Below are 24,870 nucleotides of genomic sequence, written 5' to 3'. Positions count from 1 at the left end.
TCGATACCCGGTCTTAATCCCGAAGAGATTGCATGTTTTTAGCAAAAATGCGATACGTTAAAGTACGACCCCGAAGGGGTCGAATGTGATGTTCCCCCAACATCCCGGCTATAAACATTAGACCTCTTCGAGGTCTAGTCTAAAATTTTCATGTTCATTTCCAACCCGATCGAATTCCGGTCTTAATCCCGAAGGGATTACATGTTTATAGCATGAATAAGGTTGGAAAGTGTACGACCCCGAAGGGGTCGAATGTGATGTTCCCCAAACATCCCGGCTATAAACATAAGACCTCTTCGAGGTCTTTTTCGTAATGATATCATTTATTTTCAATCAAAACCCTGAAGATTTCCTGGAAATCATACAAACCGAAAAGATGACCGGCAGTTAACAGGATGACCACCACGATCACCACCCGCACAAAGTTAATTCCCCGCTTCACAGCCATCCTGGATGCTATTAATGCCCCCAACATGCTGCCAATGGTCATAACCAGGCCATAGGTCCAGTTGATTTCATCATCCCAGATGTACACGACCAGCGAAAAACTGAGATAGATCAGCATGATCAGAACCTTCACGGCATTGGCCTTTACCAGGTTATAACCCACCCCCATGATCAGGGCGAACAGCATCATATATCCGACCCCAACCTGGATGAATCCGCCATAGGCCCCAATAAAGAAGAAGTAAATTATTTGTTTCAGGTCAATCTTCCCGGCTAGCTTGCTCTCGTCTCCGTGCAACCACTTTTTTGTGTTGGTCAGCACAAAGAAGAGCATCAGCAGCATGATGACACCCATGGCGATTTTCAATACCTCTTCGCTGATCTTTACCGCGATGACTGCTCCCAGGAAGGCTCCAACCATGGCGGGTATGCTCAGGTAAAGCCCTTTTTTCAGGTCCAGCACTTTTTGATGCCGGAAACTGAGTGTGGCCACCAGGTTATGTGCGATCACCCCGATACGGTTCGTGCCATTGGCGATGTGAGGAGGCAGCCCGAGTACCATAAGTAAGGATAGGGAAATTATAGAACCACCTCCTGCAAGTGTATTGATAAAACCAACCAGGATGCCGCCCACGATCAGGGCGATGATTTCAATTGTTGTCATAAATAGGGATTAATCAGGCAAAAATAAGGAATAATCGTAGTAATCAAATATCGGCTTCCATAATGGCCTGAATAAGTTCCGAAGGTGTGAAGGGCTTGCTCAGATATGCATTCATGCCTGCCGCCAGGCATTTCTCCCTGTCCCCTTTCATGGCGTTTGCCGTCAGTGCTATGATGGGGATGGGTGTTGTGTTATTATTTCTTTTTTCTATTTCTCTTATCTGGCGTGTTGCTTCAAAACCATCCACTTCGGGCATCTGTACATCCATCAGAACCAGATCATAATGATTAACACTGTAACGCTCAATAGCTTCCTGTCCGTTTTTAGCAATTTCAACCTTATGACCTTCCCGGTTCAGGCTGAATTGGATGATTTTCTGGTTCACTTCATTGTCTTCGGCCAGGAGTATTTTCAGTGATTTATTTTGTGTGGATGTATTAACAGCTATTGCAGGTTCCGGCGAAACCGTTTTTTCCTCTTTGCCAATCGAAAGGGGAAGGGTGAACCAGAACATTGAGCCCTTTCCCGGATGGCTCTCAACACTGATTTTACCGCCCATGAGGTGAACAAGTTGCTTTGCTATTGATAAACCCAAACCTGTCCCACCGTAGATTTTTGTAGTGGAAGCGTCAACCTGGGTGAACAACTCGAAAATATTTCCCTGCCTCTCCATAGGTATACCAATACCCGAGTCTTCAACCTCACAGCAAATGGTTACTCTTTTCAAGTCCTTTTGCAGACACCTGATCCTGATGTGCACAAATCCCTCTTGTGTGAATTTTACCGCGTTATTGGCCAGGTTCAGGATGACCTGCTTTAGTCGGAAGGGATCACCTTCCAGAGCTACCGGCATACATGGGTCAAGCTCTGTCTTTAACTCGAGGTTTTTCTCACCAGCTCTGATCTTCAGGATGTTCTCGATGTCCTTTAATATCTCTTCAGGGTAAAAACGAATATGGTCGAGCTCCACTTTTCCTGCTTCAATTTTTGAAATATCCAGGATGTCGTTGACGAGAGACAGCAGGCTTTTGGTAGAAGAAACCAGAATGTCGAGGTTTTCCCGTTGATCATTGCTCAGATTGCTTTGGCTCAGGATCCCGGCCATACCGATGATACCATTCATGGGAGTACGGATCTCGTGCGACATATTTGCCAGGAATTCACTTTTTGCCTTGGTTCCCGCTTCCGCCTGTTCTTTGGCTTTTCTTAGCTCTGTCTCATAATTCTTACGCTCCGTGATATCCCATGAAATACCCACCAGCCCGGAAATATTCCCCTGGTTGTCGCGGTACGGTGCCAGATTGGTGCTGAGAAAAACAGTTTTATTCCCCTGTTGGAGTATCTCATCAATATTATATCTTGGAATACCTTCTTTTATTACATTCTTTTCCAGTTCGGTATATGAATACTGTTTCCCTTTATACTGGGGTAAAATTTCCTCAACAGATTTTCCAATGATCTTTTGCAGCGGGATCCCTACAAAGTCGGCGAAGGTCTTATTCACATGAATGTACCTGAGGTTTCTGTCTTTGAAATATACGAAAGCAGGTATAGTCGAGAGCAATGTATCCAGCTCTTCAGCCCGGTTTCTCAGTTCCGACAAAACCTCATTCAGATCATCGGTTGTGCGCTTTAGTAGCGAACTGAGCACATCCTTGTCTTTCAGCAGCCTTTCATACTTGAAATTCAGGATCTGGCCTTCCTGCTGAATACGGCGGATATGTTGCATAACTACCTCCTTCGCATGCAGGAAATCATCTGCATTTTCAAGCGATGCAATGGAATTCATTAGTTTTTCCAGGGCGCTCTCCATCATCATCCTGTGCTTTAAGACTTTATTTTTCCTTTATTACGACCAAAGTGTACGTCTGGTTGTAAAAATCGCAGGTTTTATTCTTGTTGGTGCCAATTTCCCCGTAGGTAAAAAAGCCGGTCATGGGAGTCTTCCATAATTCAGTGGCATACGTTAGTTCCTCGGTGATCACGGGGCCCAGCGCAAGGTGCCTGGCCATGCAGGAAAAGATCAACAGGATATCCGTTTCGGGGTTTTCCAGGAAAAAATCATAGATCTTTTCTTTGGTGGTTTCCATAACCTCAAAGCCTGGAGAGCTGGAAAAGCGGACGATGGAACCTTGGGGTACTGTGCCGGCAAAGATCAGAGCCTTGTTTTTCTTTTCCACTTCCATCACAGCCCTTAAGCTATGATCCGTTTCCGAGCGTCTGATCATTAACGGGTACTCAACCCCGATCGCCGGAAGGTCTTCGTCTCTGACATTCAGATACTTCTTGTATACTTCCAGGGCAGGTTCGTTATCAATCGAATAAACGATATTCCCTTCGGAACGGGTCACCGTAAGGTCTTTTCCCAGTCCTATCCATCCGCTGGTTGCAAGACCGTTGACTATAATATGATCGCCATCAAGCACCAAAACATTGGCGCCATTGTCCAGGATCTCCGTATCAGAAAAAACAAAAGTCTTTTCAAAAAGACCGTCATCTCCGGCAAGACCCCCAAACATCACGGTTTGTTTTCCCGCTTTTTCCAGGATGCCTTTCACAAGCTGCTGCCCGTCGGTCTTTAATCCGCTGGCTACGATGAGAACCACAGGATTATCAAAGGTTTTACCGGCCCAATGGCCTATTTGTTCCCCCATGGAAAAGGAGCCTGTTTCTTCCTGGGAGAAAGCTTTTAACCTGAAATGCGCCTCTGCGATTTCTATTAAACTGACTACTATTGATTGTTCGTAAATGGCCTGATCGTCAGTACCGGCCAGTATCTCCCCGCAGGAACTGGAACCGAATACCGGTATGCCGGCTGATCCGAATATCCCTGCCACCTCCCTGATGCCGGTTTTTACCGAGCAAAAAGAAATAGCCAGCGTAGGACGGATAGCCTGCGGTATGAGTTCCTTAAGTTTCTTTTCAAGTTCTACGGGTGACTGAACTGCAAAAGAAATGGATTTCATAATATCTGGTTATGATTTGCTTTTTTAATTAAGTCCGGCTTAGTAAGTTGGTAAACAAATATATGAAGAAAAATATGAAAATCCTATTAAAATGACAGGATATTTCTACTATTTATAATGATTCTCTTCCAGTTTGAAGACTTCTGTTTTCCTGCCCGCCAGTCTGACTACCAGATAAAGGATTACCAGGCCTGCAGGGAATAATATCCATGATGGCACTCCATATGCTGCGGGAATGGTCCCTGCCACGATTGAAACAACCCCAACAGTCAGAGCATAAGGTAGTTGTGTTCTTACATGTTCAATATGATTACAGGAACTGGCAAGGGAACTCAGGATGGTGGTATCGGATATGGGAGAGCAATGATCACCCAGAACAGATCCCGCGAGTACAGCAGAGACGACATTATAGAAAATAGCCAGACAGGTTCCGTGGTCCAGCCCCCAATCTTTTGCAATAAGCCAGGATGCCGGCAATATCAATGGGTATAATATGGCCATGGTACCCCAGGATGAACCCGTGGAAAATGATACCAGAGCTGCGAGGATGAAGGTCAGTGCCGGGACAAGATACGGCGATAAGGCTATCTCCAGCATGGTATTAGATATGAAATCGGCCGTGTGAAGATGCTCCGTTACCAATGCAATGGACCATGCCAACACAAGGATCAGAATGGCTGTCAGCATGGTACGGAACCCGTTGATCAGACTGTCGATGCTGTTTTTCAGGGTCATGATCCTTTGAGATAAGGTAAGCAATAGTGCTACAAGCACACCCGACAATGAAGACCATAATAATGCTTTATAGGAATCCGATTCCCCGATGATTAATGACACCTTATGTGCATAGCCTATGTCGGGATTGTTCCATAATGTGGAATCCCATCCCGTGTAAAGCAATCCTGATACTGTGCCGACGATGATCACCAGAACGGGGATCACTGCGTTGAACCATCGTGCCCTGATATTTTCCGCAACTTCCAGCTCATTCAGGTTATTGGAAAAAGTATTGGCACTGTCGTTGCGGATCTCACCGGTTCTTCTGACATACTGTTCTGCCTTAAACATTGGACCGTAATCCGACTTGCGGGCAATCAGGAACAGTATAAATACAAGGGTGAAAACCGGGTAAAATGAATAAGCGAGTGAATTAATAAATACAGAGTATGGTGTCTGGTTCAATCCCAGGGTATCAATCCCATCCTGAATATAACTAAGCTCTGCCCCGATCCATGTTGTAACAAAGGCGATGGCTGCTACAGGTGCGGCTGTGGAGTCAACCAGGTAAGCGAGCTTTTCCCGTGAAATACGCAGCCTGTCGGTCATGGGGCGCATCGTATTGCCTACCACCAGCGTGTTGGCATAGTCGTCAAAAAAAATCAGGATGCCCATCAGCCAGGTAACAAATTGCCCGGAACGTGAGGTGGTGGCATAACGGGAAAGAATATTCACTACTCCCTTCATCCCGCCGTTACGTGTGATCAGGTTTACCATGCCGCCAATCATCATGGAAAAAATAATGATCGATAGATGATCTGTGTCGAAAAGTGCCTGGAGAATATACGTATCGACAAGCATGAAGACTCCCTGAAATATGGCAATGATGAAACTGCTTCCCTGATACCACGCTATCAGGGTAGTACCTACCAGCAATCCAATGAATAAGGCGGAAAAGACTTCCCTGAACATCAGGGCAAACAGGATGGCGATCAATGGTGGGAGTATCGACATCCAAAGAGGGATAGGGGTGACTGTTTTATGCGCGGTGAACTCATCCGACTGAATGACCACTTCCTCTTTATGGTGAAATGTATGACGAAAAAGTGCCGTACCACCTTTGAATTGCAATTCTATGTTTTTCCCTCCGGCGATAGCAGTGATAACCGTATCCTTCAGGCTTCTGACTATGCTTGTGTCGGCTATCACCTTAATCTCAACCGGGATATTCTTCATGACGATAGGCGGGATCTCAATCCTTACCATTTCATCTTGCTGCGATGGCTTGATCGCATCCTGTGCTTGGGAAAGAAGGGAGAAAGAATGTAAGGAAAACAGAAAAATAAGCTTCAGGAAAAATTTCATCCGTTTATTTTTTGTGCAACATTTCTTTCACAGCCCGGGCTATACCTTCTGGATCAAAACCGCAAATACGGTATAGTTCTTCCTGTGAGCCTTGTTCGAGGAATTTATCCGCCACTCCAAGTCGTCTCAGATTTTTCATGCATCCATGGTCAGCCATGTATTCCAACACCGTGCTGCCCAGGCCGCCGACAATGGTTCCGTCTTCTACAGTTATCACATTTTCAAAGTTTTCACACACCTCTCTGAGGATATCTTCATCGATGGGCTTGAGGTAACGCATATCGTAATGTGCAATGCTGATGTTATCCTTTTCCAGGATTTGCGCGGCGCTCACCACGAAATTCCCCGGATGACCGATACTGATAACGGCAATGTCTTTGCCATTCCTTATTTTTCTTCCTTTTCCGGGTTCCAATTTACTGAAAGAGGTTTTCCATTCGGTCATCACTCCTCTTCCTTTGGGATAGCGGATGGCAAAAGTCCTGGATTCGGGTAACTGCGCTGTGTACATCATGTTTCGCAGCTCTTCCTCATTCATGGGGGAGGCAATGGTGATATTGGGTATAGCTCGCAGGTATGCCAGATCGAATACACCCTGGTGGGTTGCCCCGTCTTCACCCACGATACCTCCACGATCGAGGCAAAATACCACATGCAGTTCCTGCAGGGCAACATCGTGTATAAGCTGATCGTAAGCCCTTTGCATGAAGGTGGAGTAAATATTGCAGAAAGGGATCATGCCGTGGGCCGCCAAACCGGCGGAAAAGGTCACGGCGTGCTGTTCCGCTATGCCTACATCGAATGCCCGGTCGGGCATCTTCTCCATCATGATGTTCAACGAACTGCCCGTAGGCATGGCCGGGGTTATCCCTACGATGCGGTCGTTCTGTTCGGCCAGCTCCACAATAGTCCGCCCGAAAACCGTCTGATATTTTGGCGGTTGTTTTTCGGGACAGGGATTTTTTATGATCTCGCCTGTGTTGCGGTCGAATTTGCCCGGGGAATGGTATTGTGTCTGGTTCTCTTCTGCCTGCTTTAATCCTTTACCCTTGGTGGTGATCACATGCAATAGTTTCGGGCCTTGTATCCGCTTCAGGTCTTTCAGGATCTTTACCAGATGGATCACATCATGCCCGTCGATGGGCCCGAAATAACGAAACCCGAATGCTTCGAACAGATTGCTCTTGTTCAGCAGGGTGGATTTGAAGGCGTTGGAAATCTGGCGGACGATGGCACGGGTGTTTTTCCCATATTTGGTGCCGCCTCCCAACAGGTACCAGACCTTGTCTTTTAGCTTGTTATAGGCTTTGGAAGTGGTGATATCCACCAGGTATTCCCGCATGGCCCCAACATTATTGTCGATGGCTATGCCATTATCGTTCAGGATGACCAGGATATTGGATTTGCTCACACCGGTATTATTGAGTGCTTCCATGGCCATCCCTCCCGTCATCGCACCATCGCCGATCACAGCGATATGCTGGCGCCCGTTGTTGTCGACAAGCTTGGCCGCAACGGCCATCCCCAACGCGGCAGAGATAGATGTGGAGGAATGTCCCGTGCCAAAAGCATCGTATTCGCTTTCTTTTATTTTAGGGAAACCGCTTATACCACCCAGGGTGCGGTTGGTATGAAATACATCCTTTCGGCCCGTAAGTATTTTATGTGCGTAAGCCTGATGTCCTACATCCCAGATCAGCTTGTCGTAGGGCGTGTCGAATACATAATGAATGGCCACCGCCTGCTCAACAGCACCCAGACTGGATCCAAGATGACCCGGGTTATGCGAGATCTCGTCGATGATAAATTCACGGATCTCCCGGCATAACTCCGGTAACTCTTCTTCCTTGAGCTTTCTCAGGTCCGATGGATCATTGATCCTGCTAAGCAGTTTTCCGGGCACGTTACGTTCTTTTTAAGGAAGACAAAATTATAAATTTTCAGGATAAGCTTACGGATATTCAATCCGCTCATCAAAGAAATCCCAGTTCGAGTTTGGCCTCTTCCGACATCATGTCCTGAGACCAGGGCGGTTCAAAGGTAATCTCCACCTCTGCGCTCGTTAATCCCGGGATGTCATTGATCTTTTCTTTTACTTCCTGTGGGAGCGAATCGGCTACGGGGCAGTTCGGACTGGTCAGGGTCATCAGGATAAATGCATGGCCTTCGTCATTGATACGGATCTCATAGATCATGCCCAAATCGTAAATATTGACAGGGATCTCCGGGTCAAAAACATTTCGAAGCGTTTCAACGATCTTCAGTTCAAGTTCTCTTTTATTCGCCATGCTCATGATTTTTTCTCCTCCGATTGTTCTTTGGCTTTGAACGCGAGGGCATACAACTTCATTTGTTTGATCATGGATACAAGACCGTTGGAACGGGTAGGGGAGAGATGATCTTTCAATCCGATCTTATCGATGAAGTCCAGCTCCGTATTGAGAATCTCGTCGGGTGTTTTGCCGTCAAGGGCCTTAATAAGAAGACTGATTATCCCTCTGGTGATCACGGCATCGCTGTCGGCAAAAAAATATACCCGGCCGCTATCGTATTTGGCATGCAGCCAGACCCTCGACTGACAACCGGAAATGAGGTTGCTTTTGTTCTTGAACTGAGGAGGGATCAGCGGGATGCTTTTTCCCATCTCAATCAAAAGATTGTATTTATCCATCCAGTCATCAAATCCTGAAAAATCTTCAATGATCTGCTTTATATTATTCCTTATGTCTTCTTCCATAATTTATCCCAGCATTTTTTTTACCTGAAATAACCCGTTAACCAGGCGGTCTATTTCTTCATGTGTATTATAAAGCGCTAATGAAACCCTCACCGTTCCAGGTATATTGAACCAGTCCATAACGGGTTGGGCACAGTGGTGCCCGGTACGTACTGCAATGCCCATCTGATCGAGGATAGCTCCTGTATCGTAAGGGTGGATGTCTTCAAGCAGAAAGGAAAGTATGGATGATTTTTTTTCAGCCCTGCCGTAAATTTCCAGTCCTTCGATCTCATTCAGTTTGCCTGTGGCGTAATCAAGCAATTTGTTTTCGTAATGCGCGGCTTCTTCAAGGCCTGTCTCACAGAGGAAATCAATGGCCTCACCCAATCCAAGTATGCTCTCAACATTTGGGGTCCCGGCTTCAAATTTGAAGGGTATCTCATTATAAATGGTTTCCTCGAAAGTAACCGTATCAACCATTTCACCACCTCCCTGGTAAGGATCCATGAAATTAAGGAGTTTTTCCTTGCCGTAAAGTACCCCGGCTCCCATAGGGGCATACATCTTATGTCCTGAAAAACAATAAAAATCACAATCCAGGTCGCTTACATCAACCTTCAGGTGCGCAGAAGCCTGCGCTCCGTCAATTAATACCGGGATACCTTTTTCATGCGCAAGAGATATCATCTCCTTCACCGGGTTAATGGTACCCAGGGCATTGGATACATGAGCCAGCGCTACAATCTTTGTCTTGGGACCCAGCATTTTTATATATTCCTCCATGATGATCTCTCCCCGGAAATTGATGGGGATGATCTTAAGATGCGCCTTCCTGTGATTACAGGCAAACTGCCAGGGTACCAGGTTGGAATGGTGTTCCATAGCCGAAATGAGTACTTCGTCACCTTCCTGCAAAGACTTGTTGCCAAAACTGGAAGCAACCATATTGATGGCCTCGGTAGTTCCCTTTGTGAAAATGATCTCTTCCTTCTTACCGGCATTGACAAACTGCCTCACTTTTTCCCTTGTTTCCTCAAAGGCACGGGTTGCTTCCTGGCTGAGGAAATGAACCCCACGGTGAATATTGCAGTTTTCCCTGGAGTAATAATCCACCAACCTTTGTATTACCCGTAAAGGTTTCTGAGTAGTGGCGGCATTGTCGAAATAAACCAGGGGATAACCATTGATTTTCTCTTCCAGAATAGGAAATTGAGAGCGAATTTTTTGAATATCGAACGACACAGTGCTGTTATTAAATTTTACTCATATCGATGTCAAAAATAATTTCTTTTTTGGGACCTTCGCAATGTAATGCACAGGTATCACAAATAGCCAGTTCTCCCCTAAGGCGTTGCTTTACCATGTCATCAATACGTTCCCGAAGTGGATGAATGGATATCTTGCTGATAACTTCTGCAGTAAAGGCATATAAAAGCAATAATCTTGCATTGGCTTCACATATTCCACGACTGCGCAGGTAAAACAATTGCTGTGGGTCAAGCTGCCCAACAGTGGCCCCGTGGCTGCATTTCACATCATCGGCGTAAATTTCCAGGAATGGTTTGGCATTGGCCCTGGCCGTGTCAGTCATCAGAATGTTACGGTTGTTCTGGTAGGCATTGGTACGCTGTGCGTCTTTTCTTACCAGGATATGCCCGTTGAAAACAGCACTGGCCTCCTCATCGAGTATGCCTTTGAAAAGTTCGTTGCTATAACAGTCGGGCTGGGCGTGGTCGACATATACCTGGTTGTCGATGTGCTGATTGCGGTCCATCAGATATACCCCGTAAATATCGGCTCCTGCTCCCCGTCCGTTCAGCGTTACTTGCGTGTAATTGCGCAACAGTCCTCCGTTTAGTGTGACAAGATTGGATGTGAGCCGGCTACCTGCTTCCTGATGAAAAAATGTAGAGTTGATCAGCGATGACTGATTGTTCAGATTCTGTAACTTGTAATGGTCAAGTACCGAGTCTTCTGCCATATGTACTTCTGTGACAGAATTCTTGAAGATAGCCTGTTGGTTGGTGCTGTCATCGCAATGTACCAGGGTTAGCCTGCTGTTCTTTCCCAGAATGATCAGATTCCGTGTTTGAACCATCAGGTCTTCATTCCAGTTGATGATACTGACCATCTGAATGGGGGTATCCACTTCCACGTTATCAGGGATATATAAAAAGAATCCGTCCTGGGCGAATGCCGTGTTCAACGCGGTGAAACCGTCCTTGTCAGGATTGGCATACCTTGAAAAATGTTCTGCTACAAGCTCCGGATATTTTTTCATAGCTGCAGCAAGGCTCCCGCTGATCATACCGTTGGGATGCTCTTCCAGCATGCCTCCTTCCCGGATATACCAACCATTCATCAGGGAAATCTGATCGGTATCAAGATCGTGGATACGGCAACGGAAAATATTGCTGAGGTTGATGTCTTCCTTTGTTGGATCAAAGAGCATTTTATATGTCTTTGACAAGGTCGGGGAAAGATCAGTGTTTCGCCAGTTTTCCATCCGGTTTGTAGGGAACCCCTGCTTCCGGAAACTCTCAATCGCCTTTGACCTTATTTCGGCAACTGGAGCAGGATTGCCGGCCAGGATGCTCTCACGATGCTCGCTAAATGCATCAAGCAATTGTCCGTATAGTATGGTGTTTGGATTTCCTGCCATGATTCTGTCCTTTCATCTTGTTTTTCAGGAAAGACTCAACTCTTTCTTGATCCAGTCGTATCCTTTTTCTTCCAGTTCCAGAGCCAACTCCTTTCCTCCCGATTTGACTATTTTTCCACTATACAGCACATGAACGAAATCGGGGACTATATATTCCAGCAATCGCTGGTAATGAGTGATGACCACAAAGGCATTATGGGTGCTTCGTAACTTGTTCACTCCGTTGGCGACGATCTTCAGCGCGTCAATATCAAGTCCCGAATCGGTTTCGTCAAGGATGGAAAGCGTCGGTTCCAGCATAGCCATCTGGAAGATTTCGTTCCGTTTCTTTTCTCCTCCTGAAAATCCTTCATTCACAGACCGGTTGGTCAGCTTGGAATGGATTTCCACCAACTGCTTTTTCTCCTCCATATATTTCAGGAATTCACCAGCTGCCATTGGTTCCAGGCCTTTATATTCACGATGCTCATTGATCGCCGTACGCATGAAATTTGTGATGCTCACACCCGGTATTTCCACAGGATACTGAAATCCCAGGAAAATCCCTTCCAGCGAGCGCTCTTCCGGCTTCATCTCTAAAATGCTTTTCCCTTTGTACAGGATGTCCCCTTCAGTGATGTCGTAACCTTCTCTTCCTGCAACAGCAAGAGCCAGCGTACTTTTCCCCGTCCCATTCGGACCCATGATGGCATGAGTTTCACCCTCATTTATATCCAAATCCAACCCTTTGATGATCTCCTTACCATGAATGGAGACGTGGAGGTTTTTGATTGATAGTAACATGTTATATTATACTGTTATATTGTTATTAGATCGCAGATCGAAGATCGAAGATCGCAGATCTAGATCTTCGATCTTCGATCTTCGATCTTATCCCTATCCAACGCTTCCCTCCAAACTTATCGACAGCAGCTTTTGCGCTTCCACGGCGAATTCCATGGGGAGTTTGTTGAGGACTTCCCGGGCGTAGCCGTTTACAATGAGCCCGATTGCTTTCTCCGTATCGATGCCGCGCTGGTTGCAGTAAAACATCTGGTCTTCCGAGATTTTTGAAGTTGTGGCTTCGTGTTCAACAATGGAAGACTTGTTTTGGGTATCGATATAGGGAAAGGTATGGGCTCCGCATTTATCACCCAGCAGCAGAGAGTCGCATTGGGAAAAATTTCTTGAGTTTTCGGCATTCTTCAGGATGCGCACCAGCCCGCGGTAGCTGTTATTGCTGTATCCTGCCGATATTCCTTTGGAGATGATGGTGCTCCTGGTGTTCTTCCCGATGTGGATCATTTTGCTTCCTGTATCGGCCTGCTGATAGTTATTCGTAACCGCTACAGAATAAAACTCCCCGACCGAATTCTCGCCCATCAATAGGCAGCTCGGGTATTTCCAGGTGATGGCCGAGCCTGTCTCCACCTGGGTCCAGGATATCTTGGAGTTTCTGCCCTTGCACATCCCTCTCTTGGTCACAAAATTATATATTCCGCCTTCTCCTTTTTTATTGCCTGGGTACCAGTTTTGTACGGTGGAATACTTTACTTCGGCATCATCCATGGCAACAATCTCAACAATAGCGGCATGAAGCTGGTTCTCATCGCGCATGGGGGCGGTGCAGCCTTCCATATAGCTTACGTAGCTGCCTTCTTCCGCAACGATGAGTGTCCGTTCGAACTGTCCGGTATTGGCGGCGTTGATCCTGAAATAGGTCGAAAGCTCCACAGGGCAACGAACACCTTTGGGGATATAACAAAACGATCCGTCGGTGAATACCGCTGAATTCAATGCTGCAAAATAATTGTCGGTGTAAGGCACCACCGATCCCATGTATTTCTTTATCAGTTCAGGATGTTCCAGGATGGCTTCACTGAATGAACAAAAGATGATACCGTGTTTCTCCAGCGTGTCGCGAAAGGTCGTTTTAACAGAAACACTGTCCATTACCGCATCCACGGCCACACCGGCTAAGACTTTCTGCTCCTCAAGGGATATGCCCAGTTTGTTGAAAGTCTCCAGGAGTTCGGGGTCAACCTCGTCGAGACTGCTGAGTTCTGCTTTTTTCTTTGGAGCGCTATAATAAATAATATCCTGGTAGTTGATTTCAGGGATCCTTAGATGCGCCCATGTGGGTGCTTTCATGGTTAACCAGTGACGGTAAGCCTTCAGCCTGTATTCCAGAATAAACTCCGGCTCGTTCTTCTTGCCGGAAATAAAGCGGATAATATCTTCGTTCAGCCCTTTTGGGGCCTGGTCCATTTCAACATCAGTATAAAAACCGTATTTGTATTCCCCCTGGGTCAGTTCATCAAGTATCCTGTTGTTTTCGTCCTGCATGATTCCCCCTCTGTTTGGAATAAATTAAAATAGCCGCGCAAAGTTAAGCATTTCGCGCATAATTATCACCGGGGCATATATAATGTTTGCCGTTAAGGAATAAACAAAAGAATAAGGGCTTTGTTTATAACATATTCAGGATATGGTGACAGGGAAAAGTTTCCCTTTATAGTAGCCGGGTTGACCTACTCATATTAGAATTTTCCTGAGTTTTTATCTTTTTTATAGTTTTTGACTATTTTTCCTAATTTCTTATCCCTCTTGCGTCTTTCTGCAACAGACGATTCAAAAAAGGCTTTTTCCCTTTCCATTTTCAGGTAATTCTCATAGGAATTTCTGTCTATTTCACCATTTTCAACTGCATTCAAAACCGCGCATCCTGTTTCTGATGTATGCGTGCAATCCTTGAATCTGCAATTCCGGGCATAATTCATGATTTGGTCAAAAGTCGTCTCCAGTCCCATAGTTGTATCACTTATGCCAACTTCACGCATGCCGGGATTATCGATCAATATCCCACCGTTTTCAAGTATTGTCAGCTCCCTGTGCGTCGTGATATGCCTGCCTTTTCCTGTGGTTTTGCTTATGGCATCTGTTTTCATCAGGGTCTTTCCCGACAGGTTATTCAGAAGCGTGGATTTTCCTGCCCCCGATGAACCAAGCAGACAATAGGTTTTGCCTTTTTCTATGATTCTGCTCAACTCTTCGTATCCTTCCTGAGTCTCATTGCTGATGGCAATAACCGGAACATTGGGAATCCTTTGCTTTACCATGCCGGTTAAATCAGCAATCTTCTCATTATCAATTAAGTCGATTTTGGTGAGCACAATTACCGGCTTAACCTGTGATGAATAACAAATGGTCAGATACCTCTCCAGGCGGTTCAGGTTAAAATCCCTGTCGACCGCCTGAACCAGGAAGGCATAATCTATATTCGCCGCAATGATCTGTATCTCCCCGCTTTGCCTGATTGATTGCCGGGATATTACCGATTTTCTGGGAAGTATCCTGTGTATGATGGCAAAATCGGGATCGTATGCGGCCAAAGCCACCCAATCCCCGACTGCAGGGTAATCTTCCCGGCTGAGAGCCGCAAACCGCATGTTGCCCGTTATCTCGGCTTCAAATTCGCCGTTCTCGGTTAAAACTATATACCTTTCCTTGTGCTCGGCAATTACACGCCCGATCTCAAGGTTCTCAAGGTTATTCTCGAGCACTAGTTTTTCGAAATGGTCAGTATATCCAAGATCTTCCAGTTTCATAATTTTGGTATCTGTTTTCACGGGGCAACAATACTTATTTTTTCAGTATATTGACAAATAGATAAAGATTTTTTGAGCATCGGGAAACATTAACAAATAGTTACAGGTTACAGGTTACAGGTTACAGGTTGCAAGCGAAAGCGACAACTCATCCCTCAGAACCCACACCCAGACTGCCTGCAGCCTGCAACCTGCAACCTGCAGCCTGTAACCTGCAGCCTGTAACCTGCAGCCTGTAACCTGCAGCCTGTAACCATGAAGTAAGTAACCTGATGTTAATCATTCCCGATACTAATTAAAAAATTTTTAAGCCTGTAATTTTAGGTTATGCTTGATGGCGATCATTTTATCCCAGGATGGCATTATACGTTTTCGTATTTGGCCGGATACCTCACCTTAGCATGAGATCAAGGTAGTCCAACCCTTTATTCCAGCATTAATTTCACGTGAAGTAATCCATGATAGCAAAGATATACAGCCACCAGAGTAAGCAAGGATATGCTGATTATGTTCTTATTCTTCCTGAGGAACAGATTTACCGGTTTCAGGATTCTTTCGGCTATCTCTTTATTGAAGATGAACATCAGATACGATAGGATGATGGTCGACATACTAATAAGTATGACTGCGATGCAAAGCATAATTTTTTCTCCAATGAGTATACCTGAACCGGAAACCTCTTTTATGGCTCCGATGAAAGGGGGAAGGGTATTTGCGCTTAAAAGTCTGATAGCCATGCCAATACCAAAGTATTTCATGACTCCGCCCTGCTTTTTAACTTCTTTTTCAGTTTTTATTTTATTTCGGTTGAACCAGGTTCTTAGTGCCATGATAACACAGAGCAGTGCAAGGCCAAAATCAATAATGGCATGAATAATTTGGTCATGTGATGAACCGGAATCGGCAAAGGTTAACGGAAACACTATTAAAAATGCTATCAACGAAAGGGTTAGCAGTCCTCCGAGGATAAAAGCAAAGCCATTTCTTATCTGTTTTCCCCCTGAAATCATGATCGTGAGGAATAACGGGATAGAGGCAATACTGATCGCCGAGGCTATGGCAAGCGGTAATATTGAAATAAATACCTGTGACATGGGTGTTTTGTTGACAATTGGACTGAAAAAAAGCCCAAACATTGCATAATTTGGTCAGAATCGCAATGTTTGGGTATAATAATTTGGTCAACTTACATTTTTCAATGGATAAATGTTTGTGCAATTAATTGTTTCGGTTTATGTTTTTTATGGATTGGAGAATAGTCTGTGTGAATGGTTAATCATTTTTGTACTCCTTTTCTTCCACCTGTGGGAGGACTTGCATTTACACCTCCCTGTGGGATGTGTTCAAGCCAGCAGTAACCGTTGGTAAGCTGTTGTCCTTTGTAGGTCCCTGTGCAGGTTCCCCAATGTTCGTAAAGGGGCGGGTCCCAACCCCACATATCAAAATTGACAACAAGTTCTCCTTCGGGTGTGGTTGCCTTGATGGTGAATGATTTATTGGCTTCGATAGGGGTGACCTCAAAATCGGATGGAATAACGTACTTCCCGTCGATAAAAAGTCCGGCATCTTTATATTTCCCTGTCATCACAAAAATTCCTTCTGCCTGGTCGGTGTGGAAAGGAGCCCACCATTCATTGCCGTACTTAATAAGGGCAGTGCGGTAATCGGCTCCTTTCGGACCTCCGCAGAACAGATTCTCTTGTTCTCCGAACCCGCTTGCATTAACCACTTTGCCATTAATAGTAAACTGAGCCGAAGCCGTTCCGGTTTCTTCGAATCCTGCCATGGGCGAATCGGGAAGGATCAATGCAAAGGTCTCCCCTTTGTTGTACCAGAAGGAATATAAATTGGTCATCTCCGCTTTGCACTCAAAATTGCTGTCTTTATAATGTAATGTAACATTTCCTTCCGCTATTGTGTATGTCATCGATTGGCCGTTCTCTTCAACCGTCCAGATGATTTGGTTGTTTTCATTGTTAAGCGTTGGAAGTGTCTCAAAATCCACTTTCATGATATTGGTCGGATCTGAACTGGAGCTAAATGCAAAGACTGTCGGGGGTACCAGCTTCCCGGTTCCATGATGATTGACATAGGTATATGCCATGTAATAATTCCCGTCATCGCCTTTGCCTACGAAATTGAACCAGTAATTCCAACGGGGTACACCGGATAATTCCATTAGTTTCATGTCATCAATGGTCGCTTTATGAATATTCCCCATGTCGCCCGGGTTTTTTAGCGGCGTGGATGCCTGGTAATCAGGAACATCAACCGGAGTGTACTGGTTTAAAAATGCATCTGCCTGAGTTAGCAGTTCATTAACTTTCGCAAGGTCGCCCGATTCAAGAGCACTTTTTGCCTCGGTAAGCAATCCTTCCGCTTCAGGTGCCTTCAGCAATACTCCCTTCGAATAGATATCATACCACTGGGTTTTCGAAATATCTGCCTTGGCTTGAAGCTCTGCTATTTTTGCTGTAGCCTGTTCTTTTGTGATTTTCGACTGATTTTGGCATCCCGTGATCAGAAGGCCTGTTAATGTGAGCAAACTGATAATTGTGTTAAGTGTTTTCATTTGGTTTCTTTATTAGGTTATTTTTCCTTAAGAATAATATCATGGGCTTTACTAGCGTCAATCGTTAAAGTGTGTTGATCCTGTCCGGTTATTTCGCGGGTAGTTTTTCTATTTACAGACAGGGTATAGCTTTTTGATTTGTCCAGGTTAATGATCTGAATGGTGGTTTTCCCGGCTTCAGGCTTTGCATAGGTTGAAATTATCAATCCTTGTTTATTTCTGTCGTAAATGGCTCTTTTCAGGATGAGTTTTGTCAAGTCAACGCCCGTGATAGCCGGTTCCGTAAAATGGGTTTTGTCGAAAGGCTTGTTGTACATAAGGTAAATTCCGTCTTTGGGAAGGGCACGTGCCAGAGCAAGGGTGCGGTCTGAAACATCCGAATGTTGTGGCGTATTCGACATTTTGTTGAAGCGTTTACAGCACTGTCCGCCTTTGCCGTCTTCCTGTTGCGGATGGGTTTCCGCAGGTGTTGCCTCTGCTGGTTTTGCTCCTCCATCGGCAGCCAGATTCAAAGTGGCAGTTTTATCCATAAATGGGTAGTGGTATGTTCCATCCTCCCAAACAGGCAGGAACAGACTATCAGCATATTTCAGCAAACCATTCTTAACTTCTTCATCCCCGACTTCAGCGGCGAGGGTTGCAAAGAACCCATAATCGGCATCCGGCATTAAGACATCCGGGGCGTTGATAGTGGCTAATCCGTTGGGATGTACTGTGACATGCATTTTTTTCAAATAGGGCCATAGCTCTTCTACATATTTTTTATCATATGCATGCATATACGTTAGAGTCCATCCATCATTTCCCGGGGAATAGAAATTCGCTCCTTTTTCGATCAACCCCTGGATGACTCCGTCAAAGGCATTTCCATATTTAGGATTCCATTGTGCAAAAACCCAGCCCTGCTTAACCAGGTAAAATCCTGCCAACCCATGGGTCTCAGGATTTATAAAAACTTTTTTAAACCAATCACTGAATAAAGGTTGTGATGCCTGAAAAAAGCGGCTTCCATGCAAATAATCATAATACCACCAGCTTAATAATGGCATTTGGTTACATGCGGAAAAGATTGCATTCGGCTCACATTCAATGCCCGGAACGGGATTGGTAATGAACTGGTTAAACATGGCAAACTGAAGTGATTCATTATCATATACATACACGGTTTTATCATCCCACTGGAAGACGATCGAGCCGGGTTCATCCCATTTCAGATCATTGTATAAAACCTGATATTGATTGATCATCATCCCCAAATGACCAGAATACATGATATTTCGAACAGCAACCGGATCGGTTTGCGGTGCATATGGACGGTTTCCACCCGGCTCAAATTTGGTTACCCCCGGGCTTTCCTTCGACCAGTATTCCCAGACCGGTTTCCGGATCATTTTCCGTATAACCCTGTCATATGTCTCCTGGATCTGACCCCTCCATGCCGGGAATTTGTGATATTGCTCCGCTCCCAGGAAATATCCTGAAAAACCAAGCGTGTACCTGTCTGCGCTAACCCCCTGCTCATCCACACATTGAAAATGTGTAAAGTCATCTATAGGTTGTGCGCCCAGTTTCATTACCCATAGGAGCTGACCCCATTCTTTTTCTTCACATGCAGCATAGTCGTCAGGATTGATTTCCTGGGCTATGGTTGTGTTTCCCAGGATGATCATTAGGACTAAACATGCAAACAACTGTAATTGGCATGAAACCACCACTGTCAACCCGGTCAACAGAGCCCGGATTAACCAAGAAATAATTGCTTTCATAAATGTTTCTTTAATGGGTTGGAGACGCTACAATGTTGTCTTTTACCCAGTCGTTGTATATGTCTTGCGCAATGGTAGTCGCGGCCTTATCAACATAATTGGGATCAGTAACGGTAATATCTCCCGTCCATACTGCTTCATGACTATCCTTTACATATAAGGATGCTTTCAGATTAACCGTGGATGTGGTTACCCAATACCCTCCGGTAACAACTCCACTATCCCAGTATCCTCCTCCATAAAACCCTCCTGACCAATAGGGCCCTCCCCAGTATCCTGCACCCCATCCTCCGGTATATGTCGGTGGAACATAGCTTTTTGAAGTGTCTGTGCCTTTATAGGCAAATACCAGAACACCATCTGCTCCCAGGCTGTCTATCTTCTTGATTACCTGATCCATGGAATAATTCACCGTTGGATTTAGAAAATCAAGAGACCCAATGGCTTTTAAACCCTGTGTCTGGAAATAAGTTATAACCGATTGTTCAAATGGTTTTGTGTATTCCAGCTTGTTGAACAATGGAAATATCGCAACTTTGGCAATGACCGTGTGATCATCGGGATTTTTCCAGCTGGTTAGTGTTACCGGCGATTGACAAGCATTAAGCATAATCCCGGCAATGATGATTGCCAGAAAAGCTAAGGTTTTGGTTTTTGTCTTCATTTGTTTACTTTTTAACGTATTTGTTTATTAAGGTTTGAATGGTCTCATGCTTTACAGGGAGTTGAATAACTTCCTGAAAATGGTATATTGCGGCCAGTTTAAGGGTTTCAGGACACAAATGTCTGGATAGTAAAATCAATGGTACTGATGGTTTTTCTTTACGGATTGTATTCAGGATTGCCTTATTTTGGCCAAGGATTGCCAAAACATCAATCATGATAAGAGTAATCTCTGAATCGCTAAAAACGATTTCATTAAATTCCTGAATACTGATTATGCGTAATTGAGAATATGCGGATGTTTCATGATTTTCCTGGATATCCATTTTCATGGTTTCCTCTTCTGATATTATCAGAACTGTTGTATCACGATCCAAGTTGCCATGAAACATATATTGCGGATAAATAAATGCTTAATAGATCAAATGTAGTGTTTAATCGCATAAAAGTCAATGGTTTTCGCAAAATAAATCCTGCTAATTACCAAAGTATATTTTGATAAGTTTCATGTATTCAAAGGATTGCTTGGGTTAAATCATAATCAGAAAAGCCGTGAGAGATTCCGAATTGTCTAATTTGAGTTTTTTCCGAATATTATGACGAGTGGTTTCTACCGTTGAAATACTTAGATTGAGCAGGTTGGCAATATCTTTTGTTGTCAGGTTTAACCGGATCAGTGAACAAATATTGATTTCACTTCGGTTTAAATCAGGACTGTATGCCATCAGTTTTTCCATGAAGGATGGATGAAGCTGATTAAAGGTTTGTTCGAACTCGGAAAGTGTATCGCGTGCAGCCTCCCTTGTTATTTCATTCAGGATACGGATATACTCTTCCTGGTCTTTTTTTCTGGTGAATTTTAATGTGAAGGGTAAGAGTTTCTCACGAACGGAACGGTTTGTATTGGTCAGGTCGATACGCATCAAAGATTGATAAACCAATTCCTGTTCTTTGATACGGGCTTTATATTCCAGTTCTCCAATCCGGGCTTCCTTCAGTTCGGTTTCCAACTGTGATTTTTTTAGTTCCAGCTCGCTGTTCCGGGCAACCTGGGCCTCCCTGAGAGCTTTCTCTTCAGCAAGTAAACGCAACTGCTTCTGACTTCTAATACTATACCGATATATGATTAATACAAGTAGTACCGAAAGGATTAACATAATGATAATGATCCTTAACCAGATCATCTTTGAATGTTGTATTTGCAGACTTTGCCGGAGAATAATGTTTTCCGATTCCTTTTGCTCTGTCTCAAAGCGGGTTTTTAGCCGTGCTATCTCGTTCCTTGTCTCAATGGAGAGCAAACTGTCAGAAAAGGCTATCCCCTCCAACGCAAGTGAGTATGCTTCGCGATATTTTCCTGCATTTGCAAGGAATTCTTCTTTCTGCTTCAGAAATTGCGAAAGAACCCTTGTCATTTCTCTTTTTCTGGCCATCACGATCGCACTGTCTGAAAACATTAACCCTTTTTCTATTTTACCCTCTTCGTTATATAATGAAGCCAGTGTATGCAATGCGTAAACTTCTCCGTCAAGCATACCCTTTTTCCGGCAGATGGCTAATACTTCTTCCATTAAATTCCTTGCTGTTTCATATTCCCCCTGATTTTTTAAAACTATCCCGGTATTGTACTTAATCTTTAAAAGGTTGATCGAATCATTCATTTGCAAAAATTCTCTACCGGCCTTGTTGTAAAAGATCAGGGAAGAATCAAGCTTTCCCATCTGCCGGTAAAGAATACCCAGATTCATTAATCCCATAGCATATTCACGCCTCAGATTTGATTCTCTATTTAAGTTTATTGCTCTGTTTAAGTAAGGCCTTGCTCCATCATAATCTCCGGTATTCATCAGGGTCAATCCAATCTTTTCCAGGGCAAGGGCCTGGTTGTGAGTATTTCCAGACTGTTCTGAAAGCTTTACCGACTCAGTGAAGGTTCGAATAGCTTCTGCATATTGGCCCATTTCTTTCTGCAGTGAACCGAGACTTAACGTGAAAAGATTCTGGTCTGCTTCTCTTCCTGCGTTTTTTGCCATTTCAAGGCCCGATTTAAATGCAGATTCTGCTTTTGGGTAATCACTCAAGTCTAAATATAGATTTCCTTCAGCCAGGAAAATTGAAGTTTGCAAGGAAGTATCCGCAATGGAAAAGGATGCCGACTTAGCCTGGTTAATAAGTTCAATAGCAGTGTCATACTTCGAAAGGCTCGTAAGTATTTTAGATAAGCCTATCAGGGCTTGTATCCTTATTTTGCTCTTGTTATCAGCGTTTGTGGCCAGGATGATACGATATAGAGAATCTGCCTCCACCGGCTTTGAATGCTTTAAAGAATCAGCAAGCACCAGAATAGTTTCCTGATTATTGCTTCCTGAATGATCGATATTCCTGTTACAGGAATTAGCAGATAATATAATTAACAGGCAGATGATTATTTGATACCTGCGAAATTTCATAGATGCCCCTAAATTTGTTTTTATGTATTTTACTTGTGCATTGTTGTATGGGTATCTGACAACTCCAGCGCTAATCCTACTGGCCTGTTGCTTTTAACAGGTTGTCTTTGACCCAGTTATTGTAAACATCCTGTGCGATAAGAGTGGCTGCTTTGTCAACATAATTGGGGTCCGTAACAGTGATATCGCCCGTCCATACAGCTTCCTGGCTATTTTTTACATATAGGTCGGCTTTCAGATTGACCGTGGATGTTGTTACCCAGTACCCTCCTGTTACCACTCCGCTGTTCCAGTATCCACCTCCCCAGTAAGGGCCTCCCCAATATCCTGCTCCCCAGCCTCCGGTATAGGTCGGTGGTACATAACTTTTGGATGTGTCTGTCCCTTTATAGGTAAACACCAGTACCCCATCTGCTCCCAGACTGTCAATCTTTTTCTCAAGTTGTTCTATGGTATATTTCACTGTTGGATTGAGAAAGTCCAAAGAGCCAATGGCTTTCACCCCCTGTGATTGAAAATAAGTCACAACGGATTGCTCAAAGGGTTTGGTGTATTCAAGCTTGTTGAATAAGGGAATAACGGCTACTTTGGAAATTACTGATTGATCATTGGGATTTTTCCAGCTGGTAAGGGTTACCGGCGATTGACAAGCATTAAGCAAAAACATAATACCAATGATTGCCATTAATGTTACGACTTTGGTCTTTGTTTTCATGGGATTTTAATTTGATTGTTGGGTTAAAGGTATGATGTAACCTGCATATTGTCAATAGCCTTAGAAGAAAATTATTGCTTTTCGATAGTGGTAGTTGGAAGGAGCATATTTCCAATAAGTTAATACAAACAAAGCACCAATCATAAATCGTCTCTGATTGGTGCTTTATAGTTTAGTGACAGACCTGCAATTTTCTTATTGTTGTAAATCAAACCTGTCGAGGTTCATGACCTTGTCCCAGGCAGCAACGAAATCCTTAATGAACTTCTCTTTAGCATCGGAGCTGCCGTAAACCTCAGCCAAAGCCCTGAGTTCTGAATTTGAACCAAAGATAAGATCTACCCTGGTTCCAGTCCACGAATGCTTGCCCGTTTTCCGGTCACGGCCTTCAAAATATTCCCCGGCATCTGAAGCCGGAGCCCATACCGTGTTCATGTCAAGCAGATTAACGAAGAAATCATTTGTTAGAGTTTCCGGGCGTTTTGTAAATACTCCATGTCTGGTGCCACCAAAATTAGTATTTAAAACCCGCATACCACCTATAAGGACGGTCATCTCAGGAGCTGTCAAATTTAGCAGTTGCGCTTTATCTATCAATAATTCCTCCGTTAACACGATGGATTTTGTTTTGAGGTAATTCCGGAAACCGTCAGCTATTGGTTCCAGAACAACAAAGGAATCTGCATCGGTTTGTTCCTGCGATGCATCCATTCTTCCGGGAGTGAAGGGGACGGTTACATCATAACCTGCATCTTTTGCAGCTTTCTCAACTCCGGCACAACCGGCCAATACGATCAAATCGGCCAGTGAAACCTTTTTACTGCCCAATTGGGATTTGTTGAATTTTTCCTGAATTTCTTCCAGGATTTTCAATGTTTTGCTTAGTTGTTCAGGATTGTTAACTTCCCATTCTTTTTGGGGAGCAAGCCTGATCCGCGCACCGTTAGCTCCCCCGCGTTTGTCAGATCCGCGGAAGGTAGATGCCGAGGCCCATGCTGTTGATACCAGTTGGGATATTGTTAACCCGGATTTCAGAATTTCGGATTTCAGGTCAGCAATGTTTTTATCATCAATAAGTGTGTGGTTTACTGCCGGTATAGGATCTTGCCAGATCAGGTCTTCTTCAGGAACTTCAGGGCCCAGGTAACGTGTTTTGGGTCCCATATCCCGGTGTGTAAGCTTAAACCAGGCCCTTGCGAATGCCTCGGCAAATTCATCGGGATGTTCATAAAAACGCCTGGAGATCTTTTCATACACTGGGTCGAACCGTAATGATAAATCGGTTGTAAGCATGGTCGGACGATGTTTTTTTGTTGAGACATGTGCGTCCGGAATTACCTCATCCGCGTTTTTTGCTACCCACATGTAAGCGCCTGCCGGACTTTTCGTTAGTTCCCATTCATATTTGAAAAGGTTTTCAAAGAAATAATTACTCCACGTTGCAGGGGTTTGTGTCCAGGTGACTTCAATACCGCTGGTAATTGTATCTTTTCCTTTTCCTGTTCCAAAAGTGCTTTTCCATCCCAAACCTTGCTCTTCGATACCGGCTGCCTCGGGTTCGGGCCCAAGATGGGCTG

20 protein-coding genes are annotated in these 24,870 nt (G+C 44.4%); all 20 read right to left on the bottom strand.

All coding sequences use genetic code 11. The features are described from left to right. Positions 1–319: 319 nt before the first annotated feature. Complete coding sequence (locus KKA81_04635; protein MBU2650200.1) at positions 320–1,111, bottom strand: sulfite exporter TauE/SafE family protein; 792 nt, start codon at positions 1,109–1,111, stop codon at positions 320–322. Between the two features lie 43 nt (positions 1,112–1,154). Next, entirely contained in the window at positions 1,155–2,927 is a 1,773-nt protein-coding gene (locus KKA81_04630; protein MBU2650199.1) for a response regulator, read from the bottom strand. A gap of 19 nt (positions 2,928–2,946) precedes the next feature. Beyond that, the gene (locus KKA81_04625) at positions 2,947–4,077 is read right to left on the bottom strand and encodes an FIST C-terminal domain-containing protein (GenBank protein ID MBU2650198.1); all 1,131 of its coding nucleotides are present in this window, start codon (positions 4,075–4,077) and stop codon (positions 2,947–2,949) included. Positions 4,078–4,185: 108 nt separating this feature from the next. Further along, a complete protein-coding gene (locus KKA81_04620; protein ID MBU2650197.1) occupies positions 4,186–6,159 on the bottom strand; it encodes a Na+/H+ antiporter NhaC family protein in 1,974 nt (657 codons plus the stop codon). A 4-nt stretch (positions 6,160–6,163) separates the two neighbouring features. Beyond that, positions 6,164–8,062, bottom strand: coding sequence for a 1-deoxy-D-xylulose-5-phosphate synthase (gene dxs, locus KKA81_04615; GenBank protein ID MBU2650196.1), 1,899 nt, complete (start codon positions 8,060–8,062; stop codon positions 6,164–6,166). A 70-nt stretch (positions 8,063–8,132) separates the two neighbouring features. Next, on the bottom strand, positions 8,133–8,453 hold the full coding sequence (locus KKA81_04610; GenBank protein ID MBU2650195.1) for an SUF system Fe-S cluster assembly protein: 321 nt from the start codon (positions 8,451–8,453) through the stop codon (positions 8,133–8,135). After that, entirely contained in the window at positions 8,450–8,896 is a 447-nt protein-coding gene (locus KKA81_04605; GenBank protein MBU2650194.1) for a SufE family protein, read from the bottom strand. Before KKA81_04605 ends, KKA81_04610 begins: the two co-directional genes overlap by 4 nt. A gap of 3 nt (positions 8,897–8,899) precedes the next feature. After that, the gene (locus KKA81_04600) at positions 8,900–10,120 is read right to left on the bottom strand and encodes a cysteine desulfurase (protein ID MBU2650193.1); all 1,221 of its coding nucleotides are present in this window, start codon (positions 10,118–10,120) and stop codon (positions 8,900–8,902) included. A gap of 10 nt (positions 10,121–10,130) precedes the next feature. After that, positions 10,131–11,540: a Fe-S cluster assembly protein SufD gene (sufD, locus tag KKA81_04595; protein ID MBU2650192.1), complete on the bottom strand. Its 1,410-nt coding sequence runs from the start codon at positions 11,538–11,540 to the stop codon at positions 10,131–10,133. Between the two features lie 24 nt (positions 11,541–11,564). Beyond that, positions 11,565–12,323 carry a Fe-S cluster assembly ATPase SufC gene (gene sufC, locus KKA81_04590; protein MBU2650191.1) on the bottom strand — a complete coding sequence of 253 codons (759 nt, stop codon included), beginning with the start codon at positions 12,321–12,323 and terminating at the stop codon, positions 11,565–11,567. Positions 12,324–12,416: 93 nt separating this feature from the next. After that, positions 12,417–13,868 carry a Fe-S cluster assembly protein SufB gene (gene sufB, locus KKA81_04585; protein ID MBU2650190.1) on the bottom strand — a complete coding sequence of 484 codons (1,452 nt, stop codon included), beginning with the start codon at positions 13,866–13,868 and terminating at the stop codon, positions 12,417–12,419. A 191-nt stretch (positions 13,869–14,059) separates the two neighbouring features. After that, positions 14,060–15,127 carry a ribosome small subunit-dependent GTPase A gene (gene rsgA / locus KKA81_04580; GenBank protein ID MBU2650189.1) on the bottom strand — a complete coding sequence of 356 codons (1,068 nt, stop codon included), beginning with the start codon at positions 15,125–15,127 and terminating at the stop codon, positions 14,060–14,062. A 425-nt stretch (positions 15,128–15,552) separates the two neighbouring features. Beyond that, on the bottom strand, positions 15,553–16,221 hold the full coding sequence (locus tag KKA81_04575) for a GAP family protein (GenBank protein MBU2650188.1): 669 nt from the start codon (positions 16,219–16,221) through the stop codon (positions 15,553–15,555). Between the two features lie 182 nt (positions 16,222–16,403). Continuing rightward, entirely contained in the window at positions 16,404–17,699 is a 1,296-nt protein-coding gene (locus KKA81_04570; protein MBU2650187.1) for a hypothetical protein, read from the bottom strand. Between the two features lie 17 nt (positions 17,700–17,716). Continuing rightward, on the bottom strand, positions 17,717–19,465 hold the full coding sequence (locus KKA81_04565; protein ID MBU2650186.1) for a hypothetical protein: 1,749 nt from the start codon (positions 19,463–19,465) through the stop codon (positions 17,717–17,719). Between the two features lie 10 nt (positions 19,466–19,475). After that, positions 19,476–20,129 carry a hypothetical protein gene (locus tag KKA81_04560; GenBank protein ID MBU2650185.1) on the bottom strand — a complete coding sequence of 218 codons (654 nt, stop codon included), beginning with the start codon at positions 20,127–20,129 and terminating at the stop codon, positions 19,476–19,478. A 4-nt stretch (positions 20,130–20,133) separates the two neighbouring features. Further along, complete coding sequence (locus tag KKA81_04555) at positions 20,134–20,520, bottom strand: hypothetical protein (GenBank protein MBU2650184.1); 387 nt, start codon at positions 20,518–20,520, stop codon at positions 20,134–20,136. 138 nt (positions 20,521–20,658) lie between these two features. Then, positions 20,659–22,578 (bottom strand): tetratricopeptide repeat protein, encoded by a 1,920-nt coding sequence (locus KKA81_04550; GenBank protein ID MBU2650183.1) that lies wholly within the window; start codon positions 22,576–22,578, stop codon positions 20,659–20,661. Between the two features lie 76 nt (positions 22,579–22,654). After that, positions 22,655–23,293, bottom strand: coding sequence for a hypothetical protein (locus KKA81_04545; protein ID MBU2650182.1), 639 nt, complete (start codon positions 23,291–23,293; stop codon positions 22,655–22,657). A 195-nt stretch (positions 23,294–23,488) separates the two neighbouring features. Further along, on the bottom strand, positions 23,489–24,835 hold the full coding sequence (locus KKA81_04540; protein ID MBU2650181.1) for a catalase-peroxidase: 1,347 nt from the start codon (positions 24,833–24,835) through the stop codon (positions 23,489–23,491). Positions 24,836–24,870: the final 35 nt, after the last annotated feature.

It is taken from the genome of Bacteroidota bacterium (assembly GCA_018831055.1).
In the GTDB taxonomy this organism is placed as follows: domain Bacteria; phylum Bacteroidota; class Bacteroidia; order Bacteroidales; family B18-G4; genus M55B132.
The sequence above is the reverse complement of the archived record's forward strand: the minus strand, read 5'-3'. Positions and strand labels throughout refer to the sequence as shown.

What these genes read in the sequence shown, in the direction of transcription:
- KKA81_04635 (MBU2650200.1), bottom strand. Translation starts at nt 1,111, where the DNA reads ATGACAACAATTGAAATCATCGCCCTGATCGTGGGCGGCATCCTGGTT.
- KKA81_04630 (MBU2650199.1), bottom strand. Translation starts at nt 2,927, where the DNA reads ATGATGGAGAGCGCCCTGGAAAAACTAATGAATTCCATTGCATCGCTT.
- KKA81_04625 (MBU2650198.1), bottom strand. Translation starts at nt 4,077, where the DNA reads ATGAAATCCATTTCTTTTGCAGTTCAGTCACCCGTAGAACTTGAAAAG.
- KKA81_04620 (MBU2650197.1), bottom strand. Translation starts at nt 6,159, where the DNA reads ATGAAATTTTTCCTGAAGCTTATTTTTCTGTTTTCCTTACATTCTTTC.
- KKA81_04610 (MBU2650195.1), bottom strand. Translation starts at nt 8,453, where the DNA reads ATGAGCATGGCGAATAAAAGAGAACTTGAACTGAAGATCGTTGAAACG.
- KKA81_04605 (MBU2650194.1), bottom strand. Translation starts at nt 8,896, where the DNA reads ATGGAAGAAGACATAAGGAATAATATAAAGCAGATCATTGAAGATTTT.
- sufD (MBU2650192.1), bottom strand. Translation starts at nt 11,540, where the DNA reads ATGGCAGGAAATCCAAACACCATACTATACGGACAATTGCTTGATGCA.
- sufC (MBU2650191.1), bottom strand. Translation starts at nt 12,323, where the DNA reads ATGTTACTATCAATCAAAAACCTCCACGTCTCCATTCATGGTAAGGAG.
- rsgA (MBU2650189.1), bottom strand. Translation starts at nt 15,127, where the DNA reads ATGAAACTGGAAGATCTTGGATATACTGACCATTTCGAAAAACTAGTG.
- KKA81_04575 (MBU2650188.1), bottom strand. Translation starts at nt 16,221, where the DNA reads ATGTCACAGGTATTTATTTCAATATTACCGCTTGCCATAGCCTCGGCG.
- KKA81_04570 (MBU2650187.1), bottom strand. Translation starts at nt 17,699, where the DNA reads ATGAAAACACTTAACACAATTATCAGTTTGCTCACATTAACAGGCCTT.
- KKA81_04565 (MBU2650186.1), bottom strand. Translation starts at nt 19,465, where the DNA reads ATGAAAGCAATTATTTCTTGGTTAATCCGGGCTCTGTTGACCGGGTTG.
- KKA81_04560 (MBU2650185.1), bottom strand. Translation starts at nt 20,129, where the DNA reads ATGAAGACAAAAACCAAAACCTTAGCTTTTCTGGCAATCATCATTGCC.
- KKA81_04555 (MBU2650184.1), bottom strand. Translation starts at nt 20,520, where the DNA reads ATGTTTCATGGCAACTTGGATCGTGATACAACAGTTCTGATAATATCA.
- KKA81_04550 (MBU2650183.1), bottom strand. Translation starts at nt 22,578, where the DNA reads ATGAAATTTCGCAGGTATCAAATAATCATCTGCCTGTTAATTATATTA.
- KKA81_04545 (MBU2650182.1), bottom strand. Translation starts at nt 23,293, where the DNA reads ATGAAAACAAAGACCAAAGTCGTAACATTAATGGCAATCATTGGTATT.